Source organism: Pseudomonas sp. ML2-2023-6, from assembly GCF_037055265.1.
GTDB lineage: Bacteria > Pseudomonadota > Gammaproteobacteria > Pseudomonadales > Pseudomonadaceae > Aquipseudomonas > Aquipseudomonas kulmbachensis.
Window position 1 is genome coordinate 5,311,873 of sequence record NZ_CP146347.1, and the last position, 18,708, is coordinate 5,330,580.

General features: G+C 58.7%; 17 protein-coding genes. 4 read left to right on the forward strand and 13 right to left on the reverse strand.

The genetic code is table 11. From position 1 onward, the window contains the following. Window position 1: 1 nt before the first annotated feature. The 8 genes from V6L79_RS24610 to V6L79_RS24645 form a co-directional block, all read right to left on the reverse strand. Window positions 2–862, reverse strand: coding sequence for a MurR/RpiR family transcriptional regulator (locus tag V6L79_RS24610; protein ID WP_338579636.1), 861 nt, complete (start codon window positions 860–862; stop codon window positions 2–4). After that, window positions 863–2,212, reverse strand: a complete 1,350-nt coding sequence (locus V6L79_RS24615; protein WP_261739828.1) for a GntP family permease — start codon at window positions 2,210–2,212, stop codon at window positions 863–865. 161 nt (window positions 2,213–2,373) lie between these two features. Continuing rightward, window positions 2,374–3,819, reverse strand: coding sequence for a SulP family inorganic anion transporter (locus tag V6L79_RS24620; protein WP_338579637.1), 1,446 nt, complete (start codon window positions 3,817–3,819; stop codon window positions 2,374–2,376). Between the two features lie 173 nt (window positions 3,820–3,992). Beyond that, a complete protein-coding gene (gene ggt, locus V6L79_RS24625; protein WP_338579638.1) occupies window positions 3,993–5,660 on the reverse strand; it encodes a gamma-glutamyltransferase in 1,668 nt (555 codons plus the stop codon). 288 nt (window positions 5,661–5,948) lie between these two features. Further along, window positions 5,949–6,206 (reverse strand): DUF3077 domain-containing protein, encoded by a 258-nt coding sequence (locus V6L79_RS24630; protein ID WP_321834672.1) that lies wholly within the window; start codon window positions 6,204–6,206, stop codon window positions 5,949–5,951. A gap of 369 nt (window positions 6,207–6,575) precedes the next feature. Beyond that, complete coding sequence (locus tag V6L79_RS24635; RefSeq protein ID WP_338579639.1) at window positions 6,576–7,487, reverse strand: LysR family transcriptional regulator; 912 nt, start codon at window positions 7,485–7,487, stop codon at window positions 6,576–6,578. Window positions 7,488–7,722: 235 nt separating this feature from the next. Further along, window positions 7,723–8,313 (reverse strand): NAD(P)H-dependent oxidoreductase, encoded by a 591-nt coding sequence (locus V6L79_RS24640; protein WP_261739833.1) that lies wholly within the window; start codon window positions 8,311–8,313, stop codon window positions 7,723–7,725. Between the two features lie 141 nt (window positions 8,314–8,454). Then, the gene (locus tag V6L79_RS24645; protein ID WP_338579640.1) at window positions 8,455–9,219 is read right to left on the reverse strand and encodes a sulfite exporter TauE/SafE family protein; all 765 of its coding nucleotides are present in this window, start codon (window positions 9,217–9,219) and stop codon (window positions 8,455–8,457) included. A gap of 302 nt (window positions 9,220–9,521) precedes the next feature. Here V6L79_RS24645 and V6L79_RS24650 point away from each other — a divergent pair, with 302 nt between their 5' ends. From V6L79_RS24650 to V6L79_RS24660, 3 genes are all read left to right on the forward strand, one after another. Further along, window positions 9,522–10,406 (forward strand): LysR substrate-binding domain-containing protein, encoded by an 885-nt coding sequence (locus V6L79_RS24650; protein WP_321834677.1) that lies wholly within the window; start codon window positions 9,522–9,524, stop codon window positions 10,404–10,406. A gap of 145 nt (window positions 10,407–10,551) precedes the next feature. Further along, window positions 10,552–11,955 (forward strand): amino acid permease, encoded by a 1,404-nt coding sequence (locus V6L79_RS24655; RefSeq protein WP_261739836.1) that lies wholly within the window; start codon window positions 10,552–10,554, stop codon window positions 11,953–11,955. Between the two features lie 136 nt (window positions 11,956–12,091). Further along, on the forward strand, window positions 12,092–12,436 hold the full coding sequence (locus tag V6L79_RS24660) for a cupin domain-containing protein (RefSeq protein ID WP_016783536.1): 345 nt from the start codon (window positions 12,092–12,094) through the stop codon (window positions 12,434–12,436). Window positions 12,437–12,493: 57 nt separating this feature from the next. Here V6L79_RS24660 and mmsB read toward each other — a convergent pair whose 3' ends face one another. Continuing rightward, on the reverse strand, window positions 12,494–13,381 hold the full coding sequence (mmsB, locus tag V6L79_RS24665) for a 3-hydroxyisobutyrate dehydrogenase (RefSeq protein WP_261739837.1): 888 nt from the start codon (window positions 13,379–13,381) through the stop codon (window positions 12,494–12,496). A gap of 11 nt (window positions 13,382–13,392) precedes the next feature. Continuing rightward, window positions 13,393–14,907: a CoA-acylating methylmalonate-semialdehyde dehydrogenase gene (locus tag V6L79_RS24670; RefSeq protein ID WP_261739838.1), complete on the reverse strand. Its 1,515-nt coding sequence runs from the start codon at window positions 14,905–14,907 to the stop codon at window positions 13,393–13,395. Window positions 14,908–15,020: 113 nt separating this feature from the next. Between V6L79_RS24670 and V6L79_RS24675 the strand changes: the two genes are divergently transcribed. Continuing rightward, window positions 15,021–15,968, forward strand: a complete 948-nt coding sequence (locus V6L79_RS24675; protein ID WP_261739839.1) for a LysR family transcriptional regulator — start codon at window positions 15,021–15,023, stop codon at window positions 15,966–15,968. Window positions 15,969–16,169: 201 nt separating this feature from the next. Here V6L79_RS24675 and V6L79_RS24680 read toward each other — a convergent pair whose 3' ends face one another. From V6L79_RS24680 to V6L79_RS24690, 3 genes are read right to left on the reverse strand one after another with little or no spacing between them, the layout of a single operon-like run. Next, complete coding sequence (locus tag V6L79_RS24680; protein ID WP_321834686.1) at window positions 16,170–16,673, reverse strand: OmpA family protein; 504 nt, start codon at window positions 16,671–16,673, stop codon at window positions 16,170–16,172. Between the two features lie 21 nt (window positions 16,674–16,694). Next, window positions 16,695–17,951 carry a diguanylate cyclase domain-containing protein gene (locus tag V6L79_RS24685; protein ID WP_405046606.1) on the reverse strand — a complete coding sequence of 419 codons (1,257 nt, stop codon included), beginning with the start codon at window positions 17,949–17,951 and terminating at the stop codon, window positions 16,695–16,697. After that, window positions 17,948–18,523 carry a YfiR family protein gene (locus V6L79_RS24690; protein ID WP_261739842.1) on the reverse strand — a complete coding sequence of 192 codons (576 nt, stop codon included), beginning with the start codon at window positions 18,521–18,523 and terminating at the stop codon, window positions 17,948–17,950. Before V6L79_RS24690 ends, V6L79_RS24685 begins: the two co-directional genes overlap by 4 nt. Window positions 18,524–18,708: the final 185 nt, after the last annotated feature.

Here is an 18,708-nt window from a genome sequence, read left to right on the forward strand (position 1 = left end):
TTCAATCCCCCAACGGCAGGCAGTCGTCGCCGCCACGATAGTCATCCAATGCCAGCTTGATCCGGCGCAAGCGCTCCTGGTTGGCTTCGGGCATCGACAGCGCCAGCTCGGTGGCGAGCACATCAATAGCCAGCAACATGCCGTAACGGGCCGCCGTGGGCTTGTAGATAAAGCTGGTTTCCACCCCTTGCAGCGCCAGCACCACATCCGCCAGTTCAGCCAGCGGCGAGTCGGGACGGGTGATCGCAATCACCTTGGCGCCATAGTTGTGGGCCAGCTTTACCGCCTCGATCAGCTCCGGGGTCTGCCCCGTCAAAGAGCACACAATAACGGCGTGTTCCGCCCCGAGGGTCGCGGCCACCACCCGCATCATCACGGCGTCGCGGCAGGCGGCGATGGGGTAGCCCAGCCGCACGAGGCGCACCTGCAATTCATCACTGCACCCACTGGAGCAACCGCCCATGCCGAACGCGTGAATCATCCTCGCCTCGCTGAGCACCCGGACCGCATCGGCAAATCTTTCACCGTTGAAACCGGCCAGATGCTCATGCAGCGTCGACTCGATATCCCCCACGATCTGGCGAAAAAACGCCGATTGCTCGGGCATGCTCGCGCTATTCAGAAAGCGGTTACCCACGCCGCTGGCCTGGGCCAATTGCAAGCGCAGGTCACGCAAGTCGCGGCAACCGACGCTGCGGGCAAAGCGCGACAAGGTGGCGCTGCTGACCTCGGCCCGCAGAGCCAGTTCGTCGAGGCTGGCACTGGCGGCAAAGCCGATGTCGCTGAGCATCAGCCGGGCAATCCGCGCTTCGGCGGCGCTGAAGCTGTCCTGGCGAACGCGAATTTGATACAGGATGTCCATTTAAATCAGCTCTGAGAGGATCAGGACAAAACCAAACGCCACCACGGAAATCAGGGTTTCCAGCACCGTCCAGGTCTTGAAGGTTTGGGCGACGGTCATATTGAAGTATTCCTTCACCAGCCAGAAGCCGCCGTCGTTCACGTGAGAAAAAATCACCGACCCTGCGCCCGTGGCCAGCACCAATAATTCAGGGTGTGGATAACCCAGACCAATCGCAACTGGCGCCACAATCCCCGAAGCGGTGGTCATGGCGACAGTGGCCGAGCCGGTGGCAATGCGCATCAGCGCAGCAAACACCCAGCCCATAAACAGCGGCGACAACTGAAACTCCTGAGCCAGGCCGACAATTTCGGTGGTCACGCCCGAATCGATCAGAATGCGGTTCAACCCGCCACCCGCCCCCACCAGCAAGGTGATGCTGGCGGTGGGCGCAAGGCAGTCGTTGGTGAATTTCAAAATCGATTCACGGTTAAACCCCTGGGCCAGCCCCAAGGTCCAGAAACTCACCACCGTAGCGATCAGCAGCGCCATCACCGAGTTACCGATGAACTGCAAAAACTGATTGAACCCGCTGCCCGGGGTAGAAATCAGATTGGCCCAGCCGCCGATCAGCATCAGCACCACCGGCAGCAGGATCGTGCCCAGGGTGATGCTGCAACTCGGCAAGCGTGCCCGGGGTTCGCGGTTGATAAATTGCTTTTCCAGCGGGTTGTCGGCGGGCAACTGAATGCGCGGCACGATAAATTTGGCGAACAGCGGCCCGGCGATGATCGCCGTAGGGATGCCGATCAGAATCGCGTACATCAGGGTTTGCCCAACAGAAGCCTGATACGCCTGCACAGCCAGCATCGCCGCCGGGTGCGGCGGCACCAGTGCGTGCACCACCGACAAACCGGCCACCATCGGCAAGCCGACCATCAGCACTGACACCCCAACCCGGCGCGCAACGGTGAAGGCAATCGGCACCAGCAGCACAAAGCCGACCTCAAAAAACAGCGGCAAGCCCACCAGGAACGCGATGCAGACCATGGCCCAGTGCGCGTTGCGCTCACCAAAACGGTCAATCAAGGTGCGCGCCACCTGCTCGGCCCCCCCCGACTCGGCCATCATCTTGCCGAGCATGGTGCCCAGCGCCACCACCAGTGCAATGTGCCCCAGGGTTTTACCGACACCGCCCTCATAAGCCCCCATCACACTGCCTGCAGGCATGCCCGCCATCAGGCCCAGCCCGATGGAAACCAGGGTGATGACGATAAACGGATTGATCTTGTAGCGCGCAATCAGAACGATCAGCGCAATGATGGCAATGGCCGCGTAGAGCAGCAGCCCGTAGCCCGAAGATGGCGTCATAAGAGGTTCCCCCGGCAATATTTTTTGAGTTCTTGTGAAACTCAGAAAGCATTACCGGGGAACGTTATCAATCTTTATGAAAATTACTTTCGTGGACCGATACGTCGTGTCGTGTTCAGGTATGAGCGACAGTCAAAAATGAAAATCCGGGGGACGTATTTTCACTCGTGATGCACACGGGCGCGTTTAAGCAGTTTTTTGCTGCGCTCGGACAGGTGCAGCACTCGCAAATGCTTGCCCGCCTTGCGATAGCGCTCGCGCAGGGTATCGAGTGCCGCAATCGCCGAATAATCGACGAAGGTCAAATGAGCGCAATCAAGCGTTACCTGCGCCGGGTCATTGGCCGGATCGAACTGTTTGAGAAAGGCTGTGGTAGAGGCAAAAAACAGCGTGCCATGGACCCGGTACAGCTTGCTGCCATCGCTCTGCAGATCAGCGTCGGCGTATAGCTGGCGGGCCTGCTGCCAGGCGAAGTTGAGCGCAGCAATAATGACCCCGCACATCACCGCCACCGCCAGGTCGGTGAACACGGTAATCACCGTCACAGCGATGATCACCAGCACATCGTTAAGCGGTACTTTGTTCAGTACCCGCAAAGAGGCCCAGGCAAAGGTCTGCTGCGATACCACGAACATCACCCCCACCAGCGCCGCCAGCGGGATGCGCTCGATAAACGGCGACAGAAACAACACAAACAGCAAAATCATTACCCCGGCGGTCACCCCGGACAACCGACCACGCCCACCGGAGCTGAGGTTGACCACGGTTTGCCCGATCATCGCGCAACCGCCCATCCCACCTAACGCCCCCGAAACCATATTGGCTGCGCCCAGTGCTACGCACTCACGGTCCGGGTAGCCACGGCTCTCGGTGATTTCGTCAGTCAGGTTGAGGGTCAGCAAGGTTTCCAGCAGCCCGACCACCGCCATCACGATGGCATAAGGCGCGATGATGCTCAGGGTTTCCAGGGTCCAGGGAATCTGCGGCAGGCTAAAGCTCGGTAAACCACCGGCGATATGCGCCATATCGCCCAAGGTTCGGGTCGGCAAACCCATAAAATGAACCGCCAGGCCTACGCCCAAAATCGCCACCAGCGCAGGCGGCGCGGCGCGGGTCAGACGCGGCAACAGGTAGACGATGGCCATGGTCGTGGCCACCAGCCCGATCATCATGTATAGCGCCATGCCACTGAGCCAGGTGTCGCCGTCTTTGAAGTGATCCAGTTGCGCCATGGCAATCACGATCGCCAGGCCGTTCACAAAACCCAGCATCACCGGGTGCGGCACCATGCGTACCAGCTTGCCGAGTTTGAGCAGACCGAACGCCAGCATGATCAGCCCGCTTAGCAAAACGGTGGCCAATAAATACTGCACGCCGTGTTGCACCACCAACGCGATGATCACCACCGCCATCGACCCGGCCGCGCCGGAGACCATGCCCGGCCGCCCGCCAAACAGCGCGGTGAGGGTGCAAATAATAAACGCGCCATACAAGCCCATCAGCGGGTTGAGGTGGGCAACCAGCGCGAACGCGATGCACTCGGGCAACAGAGCGAAGGACGTCGTGAGCCCGGCCAGGACATCAGCGCGCAGACGTGAGAATTTCATGATTTACCTAGGAGGGAGTAACGAGCAACAGATGGTAACAAATTGAATAGAGGCGAGATAACTGTAGCCGCTGCCGCAGGCTGCGATAAGGCCGCCAAGGGCTTCGCTGCTGGAAAAGCGGGGGCGCTTCGCAACCCATCGCAGCCTTCGGCAGCGGCTACACGTTTCTGTTGTTACTTCACCACCTTGCCTACACCACGGCCACGCGGGTCGGAGGCGGTTTCGAGTTGGGTGCCGTTCACCCGAATGGCCTGAATGTCACCCATGTTCCAGCCCTGATCTTCCAAGGTGTAACCCATGGCTTTGAGCTCATCAGCCACTTTGCCGGTGAGCGGCGCATAGGCGTCGAAGTAGATCGTGTCTTTAGGCAGCAACTGGTGATGCACGCGCTGCGCCGCCACCGCTTTTTCCAGCGGCAGGTCGTAGTCGTAGATGTTATTGAGTACCTGGAAAATCGAGGTGAAGATCCGCGAGCCGCCAGGTGTGCCCAGTACCAGCGTGACCTGACCGTCGCGGGTCACCAGGCTTGGGCTCATGGACGACAACATCCGCTTGCCCGGTTCGATGGCGTTGGCATTGCCACCCACCACACCAAAAGCGTTGGCTACGCCCGGCTTGGAGCTGAAGTCGTCCATTTCGTCGTTCAGCAAGAAGCCCGCGCCTTTAACCACAACGCCGCTGCCGTAATCCCAGTTCAGGGTATAGGTATTGCTGACCGCGTTGCCCTGTTTGTCGACAATGGAGAAGTGTGTGGTCTGATGCGGTTCCAGGCCCGGCTTGACCTTGGCGGTCTCGGAAATCGCTTTTGGATTGACCTCTTTTGCGCGCTTGGCGATATAGGCAGGGTCGGTCAGCTCTGCCACGGGCATCTTGCCGAAGTCCGGGTCGCCGAGGTAATCGGCACGGTCAGCAAACACGCGTTTTTCGATCTCAGCCAACAGGTGGATATAGGGGGCGGAGTTCAGTTCCACGCCTTTGAAGTCCGCCGCACGGTCCTCTTTAATACCGATCAGCTGTGCCAGCGCGATACCGCCCGAGCTTGGCAGCGGCGCGGTGTACAACGTGTTGCCACGGAAATCCACACGCATCGGCTCACGCCAGTTGACCTTGTAATCGTTAAGGTCCTCCTTGGTGATCAGGCCTTTATCCTTTTGCATCTGCGCCACCAGCAGGTCGGCGGTTTTACCGTGGTAGAAGTCCTTGGCACCCTGGTCGGCGATGCGTTCCAGGGTCACGGCCAGCTCTGGCTGCTTGAAGGTTTCGCCGGGTTTCATGCTGCCGAAATAATCGCCGAAGTTGGTGGTGCCCTTGAACAGCGCCAATGCATCTTCGCGGTACTGGAATTGCTGGTCAGCCACCTTGAAGCCGTTTTTCGCGTAACCCACGGCCGGGGTCAGCAGCTCGGCCCACGGCAATTTGCCGAAGCGCTGGTGCGCCTCCCACAAGCCCATCACCGTGCCCGGCACGCCAGCGGCGCGCGAGCCGACCAGGCTCAGGTTCTCGATGATTTCGCCTTTTTCGTTGAGGTACATATCACGGCTGGCGGCTTTGGGCGCCGTTTCGCGATAGTCGAGGAAATAGGGTTTGCCATCGATATACATCGTCATGAAACCGCCGCCGCCGATGTTGCCGGCTTCGGGGTAGGTCACAGCCAGGGTGAAGGCGGTCGCCACAGCGGCGTCGACAGCGTTACCGCCTTTTTTGAGAATTTGCGCAGCTACTTCAGCGCCATATTGATCCGGTGCCGCGACCGCGCCGCCTTCCAGAGTGACGGCATACGCCGAAGAGCTGGCGGTGATGGCAGCCGTCAAGGCCAGGGTTTTGAACCACACAATACGCATTCGATACTTCCTTTTATTGTTATCAACCGTGACCGAACCTTGTCTGAATTCGGCAATGATTTCAAACCACAAAAGCGAAAGTGCGGAACGACGCACAACCTTGTGGAAGACTCAGTTCTGCGCCAAAACTGGGCTCGTAGCAGCTGCCGAAGGCACGAGGCTGCGTCCGGCTGCGTAGCAGTCGTAAAACCATACAACCCGGTGTTTTTGGTAGACCGCGTTTACCGGATTTACGACGACTTCGTCGCCGGACGCAGCCTCGTGCCTTCGGCAGCTGCTACGGGAGAGTTATGTATGGGCTTCGGTTATCAGTGCATCCACCAGGCCACGGGCCATTTCCACGCTGTGAATCACGTTCCATAGCTGTTCGGCTTCAAAGCCGCTGAGGTGGGAGCGGATATCGTCGGCGGTCAATTCCGCGCCCTTGAGCAACAACGATGCGTGTTTGAGCGCGTCCTGAACAGGCACGCCGGGGTTGATGCTGAACAGCGAAGTGCCCTGATGGGCGCAGGTAAACAGCGGAGGATCGGGGACAATTTTCTTCATGGCGTTGCTTTCTCTTTTAAGGCTGAAAGAACTGCCAATGCTCCGCTGTCATTCGGAAAGGGTGGCAGCTGCGTGCGGTTGACAGACCGAGGAGAAAGCAAGACAGAACGACTCGGTGCACTCGAAAGTGCCCCGCACGCAGCCGCCATAACACGATGAAATGTTTATGACGCTGTCTTGCTCACTCTCAACGGTCTGTCAAAACCGGTCACTGAAACCAGCGACTCGGCGAGACTATCGACCGGTTTGCAGCGCCACAAGACGCTCAGGATTCTCTAGGAAACATCACTCAATAGAAAGCGACGCAGCAGGTGCAGACGTTGCTATTTGTGTGGGCCAGCCACACAAATACCTGTAGGAGCAAACACCTTAGCCCTTGAAGTGCGGGCCCGCGTACCCGGCGAGTTTGGCCTGGATAAAATCCAGAAAACACTGAATGCGCAGTGCCAGCTGTGAGTTGCGGTAGTACACGGCGTTAATCGGCTGCCTGTAACCGCTGTTGAACTCGCCCAGCACCGCCTGCAAGCGCCCGGTCTTGATATCTTCGTGAGTCATAAAGTGCGACAGGCAGGCAATGCCCTGCCCTTGCAGCGCCAGATGGCGCACGGTCTCGCCGCTCGACGCGCTGATGGCCGGTTGAATGGGCCAGCGATCGCCCTGGGCATAACACAGCGGCCACTGGTTAAGGCCATCGTTCTGAGTAAAACCGATCAGGGTGTGGTTGGCCAAATCGGCCACGCTGGCGGGCATGCCGTGGGCGGCAATGTAGTCGGGGCTGGCGAGGATGTTCAGCGGGCTGCAACCCAAGGAGCGGGCATGCAAGGTGGAATCGGTCAGTGTGCCGATGCGAATCGCGATATCGGTGCTTTGCTCCAGCAAATCGATGATCAGATCGTTGCTGTTGAGTTCCAGTTGAATCTCGGGGTACAGCGCCCGGAACTCGGGGAGATACGGCACGATGGCGTGCAGCATGAAGGGCGAGGCGGCATTGATGCGCAAACGCCCGGACGGCGTGCGCTGGTGTGAGATCAGACGCTCTTCAAGTTCATCCATCTGTTCAAGGATCAGCTTGGCCCGCTCGAAGAAAAACTTGCCCTCTTCGGTCAGGTCCATGCGCCGCGTGGTGCGGTTGATCAGCGTGGTTTCAAGCTTGGCCTCCAGCCGTGACAGCGTGCGGCTGACGGCTGAAGGTGTTTGCCCGGCCTGCTCGGCGGCGGCAGAAATCGAACCGCACTCGATCACCGAAACAAAAATTTGCAGCTCATCAGATCTGGCTTTCACACGTGCCCCCTCATTGACTAGACGTTGATAGTACATACCGTCTCGAACTGTGGGGGGATTCTATAGGTTGCGTAGCAGCTGCCGAAGGAACGAGGCTGCGTTCGGCTGCGCAGCAGTCGTAAAACCATGCTACCCGGTGTCTCAGGTATACCGTTTTTTCTGGATTTACGGCGACTACGTCGCCGAACGTAGCCTCGTTCCTTCGGCAACTGCTACGGGTATTGGTCGGCAGGGGTCAGGCGTTGAGGCCAAACACTTCAGCCAAATGCTGCTCGTAACGTGCGGCGTCGACTTCAGGCTGTGGACGCTTCATCACGTCGACACACAAAAAGGTCGGCAAGCCGGTCATGCCCAGGAACTGATTGGCCTTGTGGAACGGGAAGTACACCGCGTCCACGCCTTTGCCCTCGAAAAAGTCTGCTGGATCGTCAAATGCTTGCTGCGGTGCGTTCCAGGTCAGCGACAACATGTATTTCTTGTCGTGGATCAGACCGCCGCTGCCGTAGCGCTGCGAAGCGTCGGAGCGGGTGCGACCGTCACTGGCGTAGAGCTTGCCGTGGCCTTCGGTGAATACTTCGTCGATGTACTTTTTAACGATCCAGGGTGCGCCCATCCACCAGCCCGGCATTTGGTAAATGACCACATCTGCCCACAGGTATTTTTCGACTTCTTCGGCGATATCGTAGCCTTCGTCGATATGGGTAACTTTGACTTCAAAACCCTGACGATCAAAAAACGCCAGTGCGGTCTCGTGCAGGGTCAGGTTGTAACGACCATCGGAGTGAGCAAATTTTTTGGCGCCGTTAAGCAAGAGTATTTTTTTCATCATCAGCCTCCAGGGGGTTAAACCCTCAGCGCTGCTGAGCGGCATGGGGGTAAAGAATATGCCGAGAGAATATCGACCCCCTTGTGTGAGAAAAACCCGCAGTGAGTCAAATCACCTTTGCCGTCACAGCACGAATAGCCGTTAATTGTTGATCAATAGGTGGCTGCCGAGCAGCGCCATACCGATAAAAAATACCCGTTTGAACAACAGGGCGCTGATGCGCTGGCGCAGCCATTGCCCCAGCCACATGCCGAGCATGGCGGGCACCAGCGCCAGCAATGAGGCATTCAGCTCACCGCCGCCCAGGTTGCCGCGCCAGTAGAGCCCGGCGGCAAGGGCCAATGTGGAGACGCTGAAGGACAATCCCAAGGCCTGCACCAATTGGTTTTTACTCAACCCCAACGCTTGCAGGTACGGCACGGCGGGAATTACAAACACCCCGGTGGCCGAGGTGATAAGCCCGGTGACCAACCCGCACACCGGGCCTAACCAGCGCTCGCGCTGTGGGGCGACATGCAGGGTGGGCAGGAACAAGCCGCTCAGGGCATACAGCAGCAGGGCCGCACCTAACGCCCGCCCCACCCAACTGCCGCCGTCAATGTTTAGCCAGAGCACGCCGAACCCGGTGCCGATAAAGATCCCCAGTTGCATGGGCCACAGGCGTTTTATCAACGCCCGCAACTGCCCACCGGCAGCCAGCTGCCAGGCGTTGGTGACGATGGAGGGGATAATCAACAGTGCCGCAGCCTGCGCCGGAGCAATAGCCAGCCCGAGCATGCCCATAGCGACAGTCGGCAAGCCAAGGCCAATCACGCCCTTGACCGTGCCCGCCAGCAAAAAGCTCATCATCACCAGCAATGACAAGGCCCAGCCCAGATGTTGGTAAAACTCGATCAGTGTTTTCATGGGCGTATGCTGGGGCATCGGCAGGTGCCTGAAAATGCGGCATACACTGAGACAGCCTCTTGCACAGCAATAGGCAAATTATAAATTCTCTGTGGGAGACTCTATATTGCGTAGCAGCTGCCGGAGGAACGAGGCTGCGTTCGGCGACGTAGTCGTCGTAAAATCTGAGTGCAGATTCAAACTGACACACCGCAATCTCTGATTTCACGACGGCTGCGCCGCCGAACGCAGCCTCGTTCCTTTGGCAGCTGCTACAGGTATTTACCCCACATAGATTCTTCATTTAACTGCTGGACGCTTACATGCACTTCGATCTGGTTGATCTTCGCTTGTACTTGAATGTACTGCAGGCGGGCAATATCACGGCGGGCGCCAGCCTTAGTCATTTGTCGCTGGCCGCTGCCAGTGCGCGGATCAGAGCCATGGAGTCATCCCTGGGCGTGGACTTTTTGCAACGCAGTCGCCGTGGTATCAGCCCCACCCCGGCCGGGCAAGCGCTGGCGCAACATGCACGGTTGTTGTTGCAGCAGGTGGAGCGCATGAACCACGATCTGGGTGAATATGCCTTGGGCTTTAAAGGCCGGATCCGCCTGCTGTGCAACACCACCGCCCACACCGAATATCTGCCCGAGTTGCTCGCCGACTTTGTGCGCCAGCACCCCAATATCAGCGTCGATCAACAAGAGCTCACCAGCCTGCGCATCACCCATGCACTGCGTCAGGATGCAGCCGATATCGGGGTGATTTCCAACGCGGTAGACACCCGCGACCTGCAAACCCGCCCCTTTCGCGATGATCCGCTGGTACTGGTGATACCGCTCGATCACCCGCTGGCCGATTACCCGGTGCTCAGCTTCAGCGCCACCCTGAGCCATGACTATGTCGGGCTGTCAGCGAATAGCGCGCTGGCGGTGTACCTGGAAGAGCAGGCGTTGCACAGCGGCTTGCGCATGCACGTGCGAATTCGTGCCGAAGGTTTTGACGGGGTGCTGCGCATGGTCGCCCGTGGCGCCGGGCTGGGCATCGTGCCACAAGCGACAATCACGCGCTGGCAGGCACCGCGCACCTTTAAGGTGGTGAACCTGAGCGAGCCGTGGGCAGATCGCAAACTGCTGCTGTGCGCCCGCTCGTTTGAGCAGTTGCCCGCCTATGCCGCTGCATTGCTTGAGGCGCTATCAGTCAGTTAATGCCGTAGGAAGTGTCGCGGTTTTGCGTTCAGCTGTATGCCTGCATTTTTACCAAGAGTAATATCCGGGGCTTGCGACACCCGGGGCGTCTTTGGCCGCGGGTATTTTGATCAGATCTTGAGAATAACAACCCACAGGGCACCCGATGGCTGACGCTAACTCCCCCCCGGTCACACTCAAACGCGGTTTGAAAAACCGCCATATCCAGCTGATTGCCCTGGGCGGCGCTATCGGTACGGGCCTGTTTTTGGGTTCGGCGGGCGTACTCAAGTCGGCCGGGCCATCGATGATTCTGGGCTATGCGATTGCCGGTTTTATCGCGTTTCTGATCATGCGCCAGTTGGGCGAGATGATTGTCGAGGAACCGGTGGCCGGTTCTTTCAGCCACTTTGCCCATAAGTACTGGGGCGGTTATGCGGGGTTTCTGTCGGGCTGGAACTATTGGGTTCTGTACGTACTGGTGGGCATGGCCGAGCTGACGGCGGTGGGCAAGTACATCCAGTTCTGGTGGCCCGAGGTGCCGACCTGGGTCAGCGCCGTGGTGTTTTTTGTACTGGTCAACCTGATCAACACGCTGAACGTGAAGGTGTTCGGCGAAATGGAGTTCTGGTTCGCGATCATCAAGGTGGTGGCGATTGTCGGCATGATCGTGCTCGGGTGCTACCTGCTGTTCAGCGGCACCGGCGGCCCGCAAGCGTCGATCAGCAACCTGTGGAGCCACGGCGGGTTCTTCCCCAATGGCGGCACCGGCCTGCTGATGGCCATGGCCTTTATCATGTTTTCTTTCGGCGGCCTGGAGTTGGTGGGCATCACCGCGGCTGAAGCCAGCGAGCCGAAAAAGGTAATCCCCAAGGCCATCAACCAGGTGGTGTACCGAATTCTGATTTTCTATGTGGGCGCACTGACGGTGCTGTTGGCGCTGTACCCGTGGGATCAGTTGCTGGTCACATTGGGCGCCGGTGGCGATGCCTACGGCAGCAGCCCGTTTGTGCAGATTTTCGCCCTGATCGGTAGCAACACGGCGGCACAAATTCTCAACTTCGTGGTACTGACTGCCGCGCTGTCGGTCTACAACAGCGGCGTGTACTGCAACAGCCGCATGCTCTTCGGCCTGGCCGAACAGGGTGATGCGCCCAAGGCGCTGATGAAGCTGACCAACAATGGCGTGCCACTGCGGGCACTGGGCGTGTCGGCGCTGGTGACGTTGCTGTGTGTGGTGGTCAACTATGTGGCCCCGCACAAGGCGCTGGAGTTGCTGTTTGCGCTGGTGGTTGCCTCGTTGATGATCAATTGGGCGCTGATCAGCCTCACCCATATCAAGTTCCGCAAGGCCATGGCGGTGCAAGGCGTGACGCCTTCGTTCAAGGCGTTCTGGTTCCCGTTCAGCAATATCCTGTGCCTGGTGTTTATGGCGGTGATCGTGTCGGTGATCTGGATGATCCCCGATGTTCGCGCCTCGGTATATGCGATTCCAGTGTGGCTGCTGATCATCTACGGGTTCTATTTGGTGCGCCTGCGCACTGGCAAGGCGCTGGCCAACTCACGCTAAGCGTTCAACCGGTACAAAAAGCCCCGTCACTGCATTCAGTGCCGGGGCTTTTGCGTATCTGGGGGTCGGGATCAGGCATCTGTCAGAGCACTGCTGCGGTTAGGGTGGTGGTTGTTAACCCATCACCGGAGGTCTTATGTCTGCGCCAATTACTGTGCTTCGCGACACCCATCCCCTGCCCGTGCTCGATGCCTGCAAATGGGAAAAACTCGAAGGCGACCCGCACACCGTCAACCTCAACGCTTACACCAGCGAAGACGGCAGCAAGATCATGGGCACGTGGATTTGCACACCAGGCAAGTGGTACGTGGAGTACGTGAAGTGGGAATACTGCGATTTCCGCGAAGGCTATTGCATCATCACCCCTGAGGGCAAGGAGCCAATCCATCTGCGGGCCGGGGATATTTTTGTGGTGGAACCGGGTATGAAAGGCACGTGGGAAGTGGTGGAAACCGTGCGCAAGTATTTCGTTTTTGCCTGATCTAAAGCCCGAAAAAAACCCGGGAATCCGCCCGACGCGGACTCCCGGGAAAACCCCCTATTGGGGTTTGCGATAGCTATTGATGATGGCCGAGAAGTCTTTGCCGCCTTCGCCGCGCAGACTCATGGCCTGATACAACTGTTGCGCCACGGCGCCCATCACCACAGGTTGATGGGCCTGGCGTGCAGCTTCGGTGGCCAGCCCCAGATCCTTGAGCATCAACTCGGCGCCAAAGCCGCCGGTATAGCCGCGTGATGCAGGGGCCGTTTCAACGATGCCCGGCCACGGGTTGTACACCTCCGAACTCCAGCAGCGCCCGGTGGAGCTGTTGATAACTCCGGCCAGTACTTCGCTGTCGATGCCCAGCGCTGCGCCCAGGGCCATGGCTTCGCTGACGCCCACCATGGAGATCCCGAGCAGCAGGTTGTTGCAGATTTTAGCCACTTGGCCGGTGCCCACATCCCCGCAATGGACTATGTTGCGGCCCATTTGCGAGAGCACCGGGTGCAAGGTGTCGAACAGGCCCTGGGAAGCACCCACCATAAAGGTCAGGGTGCCCGCTTGCGCACCGCCTGTACCGCCGGATACCGGGGCATCGGCCATTTGCACGCCTTGCTTGGCCGCAGCGGCGGCCACTTCACGGGCGGTTTGCGGGTCGATGGTGCTGCAATCCACGGCCGGCACACCGGCACCGATACCGGCCAACACACCGTCTTCACCCAGCCACACGCTACGCACATGGGCCGCTGCCGGGAGCATGGTGATCACCAGCTCGGTGCCTTTGGCCGCATCGCGCGGCGACGCGCTGATATGGCCGCCAAGGGCTTCCAGCTCGGCCAGGATGTCTTTGTTCAGGTCAAACAGGTTCAACGAATGCCCGGCCTTGAGCAGGTTGCGCGCCATCGGTGCGCCCATGTTGCCCAAACCAATAAATGCGATGTTCATGGTGTGTGCCCTCAACGAAGATTGATGGTGGTATTGACGCCATCATTCACGCTTTCATCGTCAAACCAACGGCTGGTGACGGTCTTGGTTTGAGTATAGAACTGCACCACCTGCTTGCCGTACGGGCCCAGATCGCCGAGCTTGGAGCCACGGGAACCGGTGAAACTGAAGAACGGCACCGGCACTGGAATCGGAATATTGATACCAACCTGGCCGACATCGATTTCGCTCTGAAACTTGCGGGCCGCTGCGCCACTCTGGGTAAACAGGCCGGTGCCGTTACCGAACGGGTTGGCGTTGACCAGCGCGATGGCCTGGTCGAGGGTGTCGACTTCAATCACCACCAACACCGGGCCGAAGATTTCCTGGGTATAGATTTGCATGTCGGTGGTGACGCCTGAAAACAGGGTCGGACCGATAAAGTTACCCTGTTCGAAACCCGGGACCTTGATGTTACGGCCATCAAGTTCAAGCACTGCGCCTTCTTTGATACCGCTTTCGATCAGCCCCAGCACACGTTCTTTCGCACGTTTGGAGATAACCGGGCCTACGTCTGTACCCGCTTCGCTGCCGGCGTTGACCTTAAGTTTTTGCGCCAGCGCCTTGAGGTCTGGCAGCCATTGTTTGGCAGCGCCCACCAGCACCACTACCGAGGTGGCCATGCAACGCTGACCGGCAGCACCAAAACCTGCGCCTACCAGTGCATTGAGGGTTTGCTGACGGTTGGCGTCGGGCAGCACCACTGCGTGGTTTTTCGCGCCCATCATCGATTGCACGCGCTTGCCGTGACGGCCCGCCAGGTCATAGACATGGGTGCCGACGGCGGTTGAGCCGACAAACGAAACAGCTTTGATATCTGCGTGGGTGCACAGAGCATCCACTACGTCCTTGCCGCCGTGGACAACGTTGAGCACGCCTGGTGGAACCCCGGCTTCGATTGCCAGTTCGACCAGCATCAGGGTCGACAGCGGGTCTTGCTCGGAAGGTTTAAGGACGAAGGTGTTACCGCAAGCGATGGCCATCGGGAACATCCACAGCGGAATCATGGCTGGGAAGTTGAAAGGCGTGATCCCTGCACAGACGCCGATTGGTTGGCGCAAGGTGTAGGTGTCTACTCCGCCTGCGACGTTTTCTGCGAATTCACCCATCTGCAAGGTGCCAATGGAGCACGCGTGTTCGACCACTTCCAGGCCACGGAAAATATCGCCCTCGGCGTCGGCAATGGTTTTGCCTTGTTCAGCACTGAGGACGGTGGCAATACGTTTGGAGTGCTCACGGATCAGGGCTTGCAGCTTGAGCATGATGCGCATGCGTGCGCCAATCGGCGTCAGCTTCCAGGTCTGGAAGGCGCGCTGGGCAGCGGCAATGGCGGCGTTGACTTCATCAGCGGTGGCAAACGGGACTTTGGCCAGCACTTGCTGAGTGGCCGGGTTAACGATGTCGTGCCACTCAGTGGTCTGCGACTCGACCCATTCGCCGTCGATCAGCAAGCGGGCGTTTTGATACGGGGTGTTAGAAACGCTCATGGAAGTCTCCGGAATTATTTTTGTGAGTACGGGCGTCCAATTGGTCGCAGGACTGTTTTTGGAGTATAGGTGTGCGTTCTTCTAATAAGAACGCACATAAAAGCCGGTCTAACATGCAAAAAAACATCACATCGTTAAGCGCACTGAACTGGGATGACCTGAAGTTTTTTCTGGAGGTGGCCCGCACCCGCAAAGCCAGCAGCGCCGCCAAACGGTTGGCGGTGGACTACACCACCGTGTCACGGCGGATCAGCTCACTGGAAGCTGCGCTCGGTACTTTGCTGTTCGAAAAATCGCGTACCAATGGCTTTACCCTGACCAATGAAGGCCAGCGCTTGCTGGGTTATGCAGAGTCGATCGAAAGCACGCTGCACATGGCCTGCGAGCAAGTATCAGGGTCTGGCGTGGCGTTGTCGGGGCATGTGCGCATGGGTTGCACCGAAGGTTTCGGGAGCTTTTTTATCACACCGCAGCTCAGCCATTTTGTGGACGCCTACCCGGCGATTTCGGTGGATATCCTGCCACTGCCGCACTTCATCAGCTTGTCCAAGCGCGAGGCCGATATCGTCATTGCGCTGGAGCGCCCGGAACACGGGCCTTATGTGTGCTGCAAGCTGTGCGACTACCGTTTGCAACTGTTTGCCACCCAGGAATATCTGGACCAGCATCCACCGATCCGCAGCACGGCGGATTTGTCGGAGCATACGTTTATCAGTTATGTGGACGATCTGGCGTTCAGCTCCGAGCTGCTGTACCTGGCCAATGTGCTGCCGGGCGCCAGCGCCAACCTGCGCAGTACTAGCGTCATTGCGCAGTTCGTGGCCGCGCAGCAAGGTCGTTCGCTGGCTATTCTGCCGTGCTTTCTGGCCGCCCAGGATCCGCGTCTGCTGCCGGTTCTGCCCAACGAGGTCAACCTGACACGGCAGTTCTGGATGTATTGCCGCGAAGACCTGCGCAAGCTCAAGCGGATCACCCTGTTGTGGGATTACATCCGCGAAGTGACGGAGCTGAATGCGCCGTTGTTGCTGGGGGAAACCCGTGGGATGAAGTTCGCGGATTGAATGTTGCCTTTGTAGATACTCTGTCCCAGATCAAGCCCTCAGTGGGAGCGAGCAGGCTTGAAGTATCTCTGTAGCCGCTGCCGTAGGCTGCGATAAGGACCGAAGAGCCTTCGATCCGGGGCCGCTGCGCAGCCCATCGCAGCCTCGCTACGCTCTTCAGCGGCTACTGAGCCCGCTCCCACAGGGCGGTAGTAACAGCCTTTAATCCGCAATCACCACAATCGACACACGGCGATTTTCAGTGCGCCCGGCGCGGGTATTGTTGCTGGCTACCGGCTCGCGGCTACCCAACCCACGGATCTGAATGTTCTCCGGGCGCATGCCGACTTTGGTCAGGGCCTTGACCACGCTGTTGGCACGACGCACGGACAGTTGTTCGTTATAGGACTCCTTGCCCGAGGAATCGGTATGGCCGTCGACCCGCACGCGCTGGATATCGGCACCGAGCAAGGCGGTGCCGATGCGCTCAACAATTTCCTGGCTTTGCACGTTGAGCACTTCAAGATCGCTGCCAAACAATACTTTGCCCGAGAGGCCAAATGCCCAGCCTTCCTCGGTCAATTCAAAGCCCTGCTGCTTCAGGACCGCAATCTGCGCCGGAGTCAGGCCTTTGGGCGGTGGGGTCTGGCAACCGCTTAACGACAAGGTGAGCAACAACAGGGCAACGCTGAACAACTGCAAATAACGCCGGGTCAATCCAAACATGGTGGGGGTAGCTCCTGATAATTACGGGGTTGCGGGGTACTCCAACTCCGCAACATGTTGTCCGCCTCTGGCGAGACGTTTTGCTTGGTACATCGCCGAGTCGGCTGCACAGAGCAGCGAACCCGGAGTTGCGCCATGTTCGGGGTAAACGGCGATTCCGATACTGAGCGAGGTCACGACGCTGATTTGCCCTGGCAGTTGAATCGTCTCAAGCATGCTGTCGATAATCTTGTCTGCGATGCGCTGGGCGTCTTCGACTCGGTGTAACGGGGAGAGCAAAATCGCAAATTCGTCGCCACCCAGACGCGCCACTACGTCGCCTTCGCGCAGTTGGGCACGAATCCGTGTGGCCACGGCGACCAGCACCGCGTCTCCCGCAGCGTGACCATAAGCATCGTTGATGTCCTTGAAGCGATCGCTGTCGAGAAACAGCACCGCCGCCTTCTCGGTTATTTTGTTCAAGGAGCGCAGGGTGCGCGTCAGCCGCGTTTCAAAGTAGGCGCGGTTGGGCAGATTGGTCAGTGAGTCATGGCTGGCCTGATGCGCGAGGGTCTGATTTTCATTTTGCAGATGGCTTTGCCAGGACTCCAGCTCATCGAGCAAGGCATTAAAGTCATTGCCCAGGCTGTCCAGTTCAGCAATATGCGCGGGTGGCACGCGACGATCGAACGCTCGCTCACTACGCGCGGCGTGAGCCACTTCAGCCAGCTGCTGCAAAGGTCCGGTGATACCGCTTAGCAGCCGACGCGACAGGTATACGGCACTCCAGGCACTGAGCGCGGTACACACCAGAACGCCGAACAGGCCACTGAGTAGAAAACGCAACATGTTGGCGCCATGCCCGCGAACCGTCATCAGTCCGACCTCCTGGCCCTGATGCAAAATCGGCAGGGTGAGCGGCTGCTCCAGCAAACCATCGGCCAATAGCATTTCAACCCTCGAGAGCAGGCCCGTCTCGGGGCGCTGCCATTGCGCCAGCAGTTCACCATCAGCCGTATAGACCCGAGCTTCGGCGACCGCTTCGGTGGACGCAATCAGGGCCAGCGCTTCGGCTGCAGCCGCACGGTCATCAAATACCACGGCGGCTTCCACGGTGTAATTGATGGAGCGGGCAATCAGGTGCAGGTTGTGGTCGGCGTAGACCTTGAGTGCCAGCACGCCCAGCAGGGTCATGGAGGCGCTGGCAAGCGTCACCGCCACCAGCGCCACCCCCAAGTGCCCACGACGCAACACCGAGCGCAGCCTGCGCCGACCTTTAACCGTATTAGACAGGCTCAAGGCTGAGCCGCCCGACGGCGTGACAGCTGCAACACGCTGGGATGAATGCGCACGCCGCTACGGGCGACAGAATCGAGGTTGACCTCAAACGACACTTGATCATCGCTAACGTGAAGGCAAAACAGGCTGCCAACGGTGCATTGATCACCGTCTTCACTGATGCTCAACACGGCTTTGGCATTCAGGCTGGTAAATAGCTGATTACGCTCGTCACTGCTTAACTTGCCCAGGTAGACCGCATTGCAATCGGTGACAATGCTGGGGTCGCTCACCAATACACGACGCACCTGTACCGGCCTGCCGCTGGATTGGGTCGCGCCTTTGAGCAAGTCATCGGTGTACTCGGTGGGGCCGATAACGCAGAGCTGCAGTTGAACCGGTTCGGTAGGCCAGCGCGCATAACTGAGGATGCCAAGGACCACTTGGGTCACGGCCTTGGCACGTTGATCAGCCGGGTTGATGGACGCTTCAGGTTGCGCCAGGCAGGGAGTGCTCAGCAGTAACAGACAAAGGGATAGCCACAGCTGCCGCCGTCCAAAATGCTGTTCTGCGGAAGAGACAGCCACTTCCATGCGGGATTTCTCTGTAATCTTTGTAGGAATAATGTCGCAACGATAGCACGACATCCACATGAACTGTGATCCAGGTCACATTGCGCACGGCCCAGGCGTACCAATTACCTGTAGGAGCGGGCTTGCTCGCGATTCAAGCGACTCGGTTTCCCTGACGAACCGCAGCGATCTCATCGCGAGCAAGC

Coding starts and splice junctions, on each gene's coding strand:
- V6L79_RS24610 (WP_338579636.1), bottom strand. CDS start 862: ATGGACATCCTGTATCAAATTCGCGTTCGCCAGGACAGCTTCAGCGCC.
- mmsB (WP_261739837.1), bottom strand. CDS start 13,381: ATGAACATCGCATTTATTGGTTTGGGCAACATGGGCGCACCGATGGCG.
- V6L79_RS24655 (WP_261739836.1), top strand. CDS start 10,552: ATGGCTGACGCTAACTCCCCCCCGGTCACACTCAAACGCGGTTTGAAA.
- V6L79_RS24650 (WP_321834677.1), top strand. CDS start 9,522: ATGCACTTCGATCTGGTTGATCTTCGCTTGTACTTGAATGTACTGCAG.
- V6L79_RS24630 (WP_321834672.1), bottom strand. CDS start 6,206: ATGAAGAAAATTGTCCCCGATCCTCCGCTGTTTACCTGCGCCCATCAG.
- V6L79_RS24640 (WP_261739833.1), bottom strand. CDS start 8,313: ATGAAAAAAATACTCTTGCTTAACGGCGCCAAAAAATTTGCTCACTCC.
- V6L79_RS24620 (WP_338579637.1), bottom strand. CDS start 3,819: ATGAAATTCTCACGTCTGCGCGCTGATGTCCTGGCCGGGCTCACGACG.
- V6L79_RS24645 (WP_338579640.1), bottom strand. CDS start 9,219: ATGAAAACACTGATCGAGTTTTACCAACATCTGGGCTGGGCCTTGTCA.
- V6L79_RS24670 (WP_261739838.1), bottom strand. CDS start 14,907: ATGAGCGTTTCTAACACCCCGTATCAAAACGCCCGCTTGCTGATCGAC.
- V6L79_RS24675 (WP_261739839.1), top strand. CDS start 15,021: ATGCAAAAAAACATCACATCGTTAAGCGCACTGAACTGGGATGACCTG.
- V6L79_RS24680 (WP_321834686.1), bottom strand. CDS start 16,673: ATGTTTGGATTGACCCGGCGTTATTTGCAGTTGTTCAGCGTTGCCCTG.
- V6L79_RS24690 (WP_261739842.1), bottom strand. CDS start 18,523: ATGGAAGTGGCTGTCTCTTCCGCAGAACAGCATTTTGGACGGCGGCAG.
- V6L79_RS24660 (WP_016783536.1), top strand. CDS start 12,092: ATGTCTGCGCCAATTACTGTGCTTCGCGACACCCATCCCCTGCCCGTG.
- ggt (WP_338579638.1), bottom strand. CDS start 5,660: ATGCGTATTGTGTGGTTCAAAACCCTGGCCTTGACGGCTGCCATCACC.
- V6L79_RS24615 (WP_261739828.1), bottom strand. CDS start 2,212: ATGACGCCATCTTCGGGCTACGGGCTGCTGCTCTACGCGGCCATTGCC.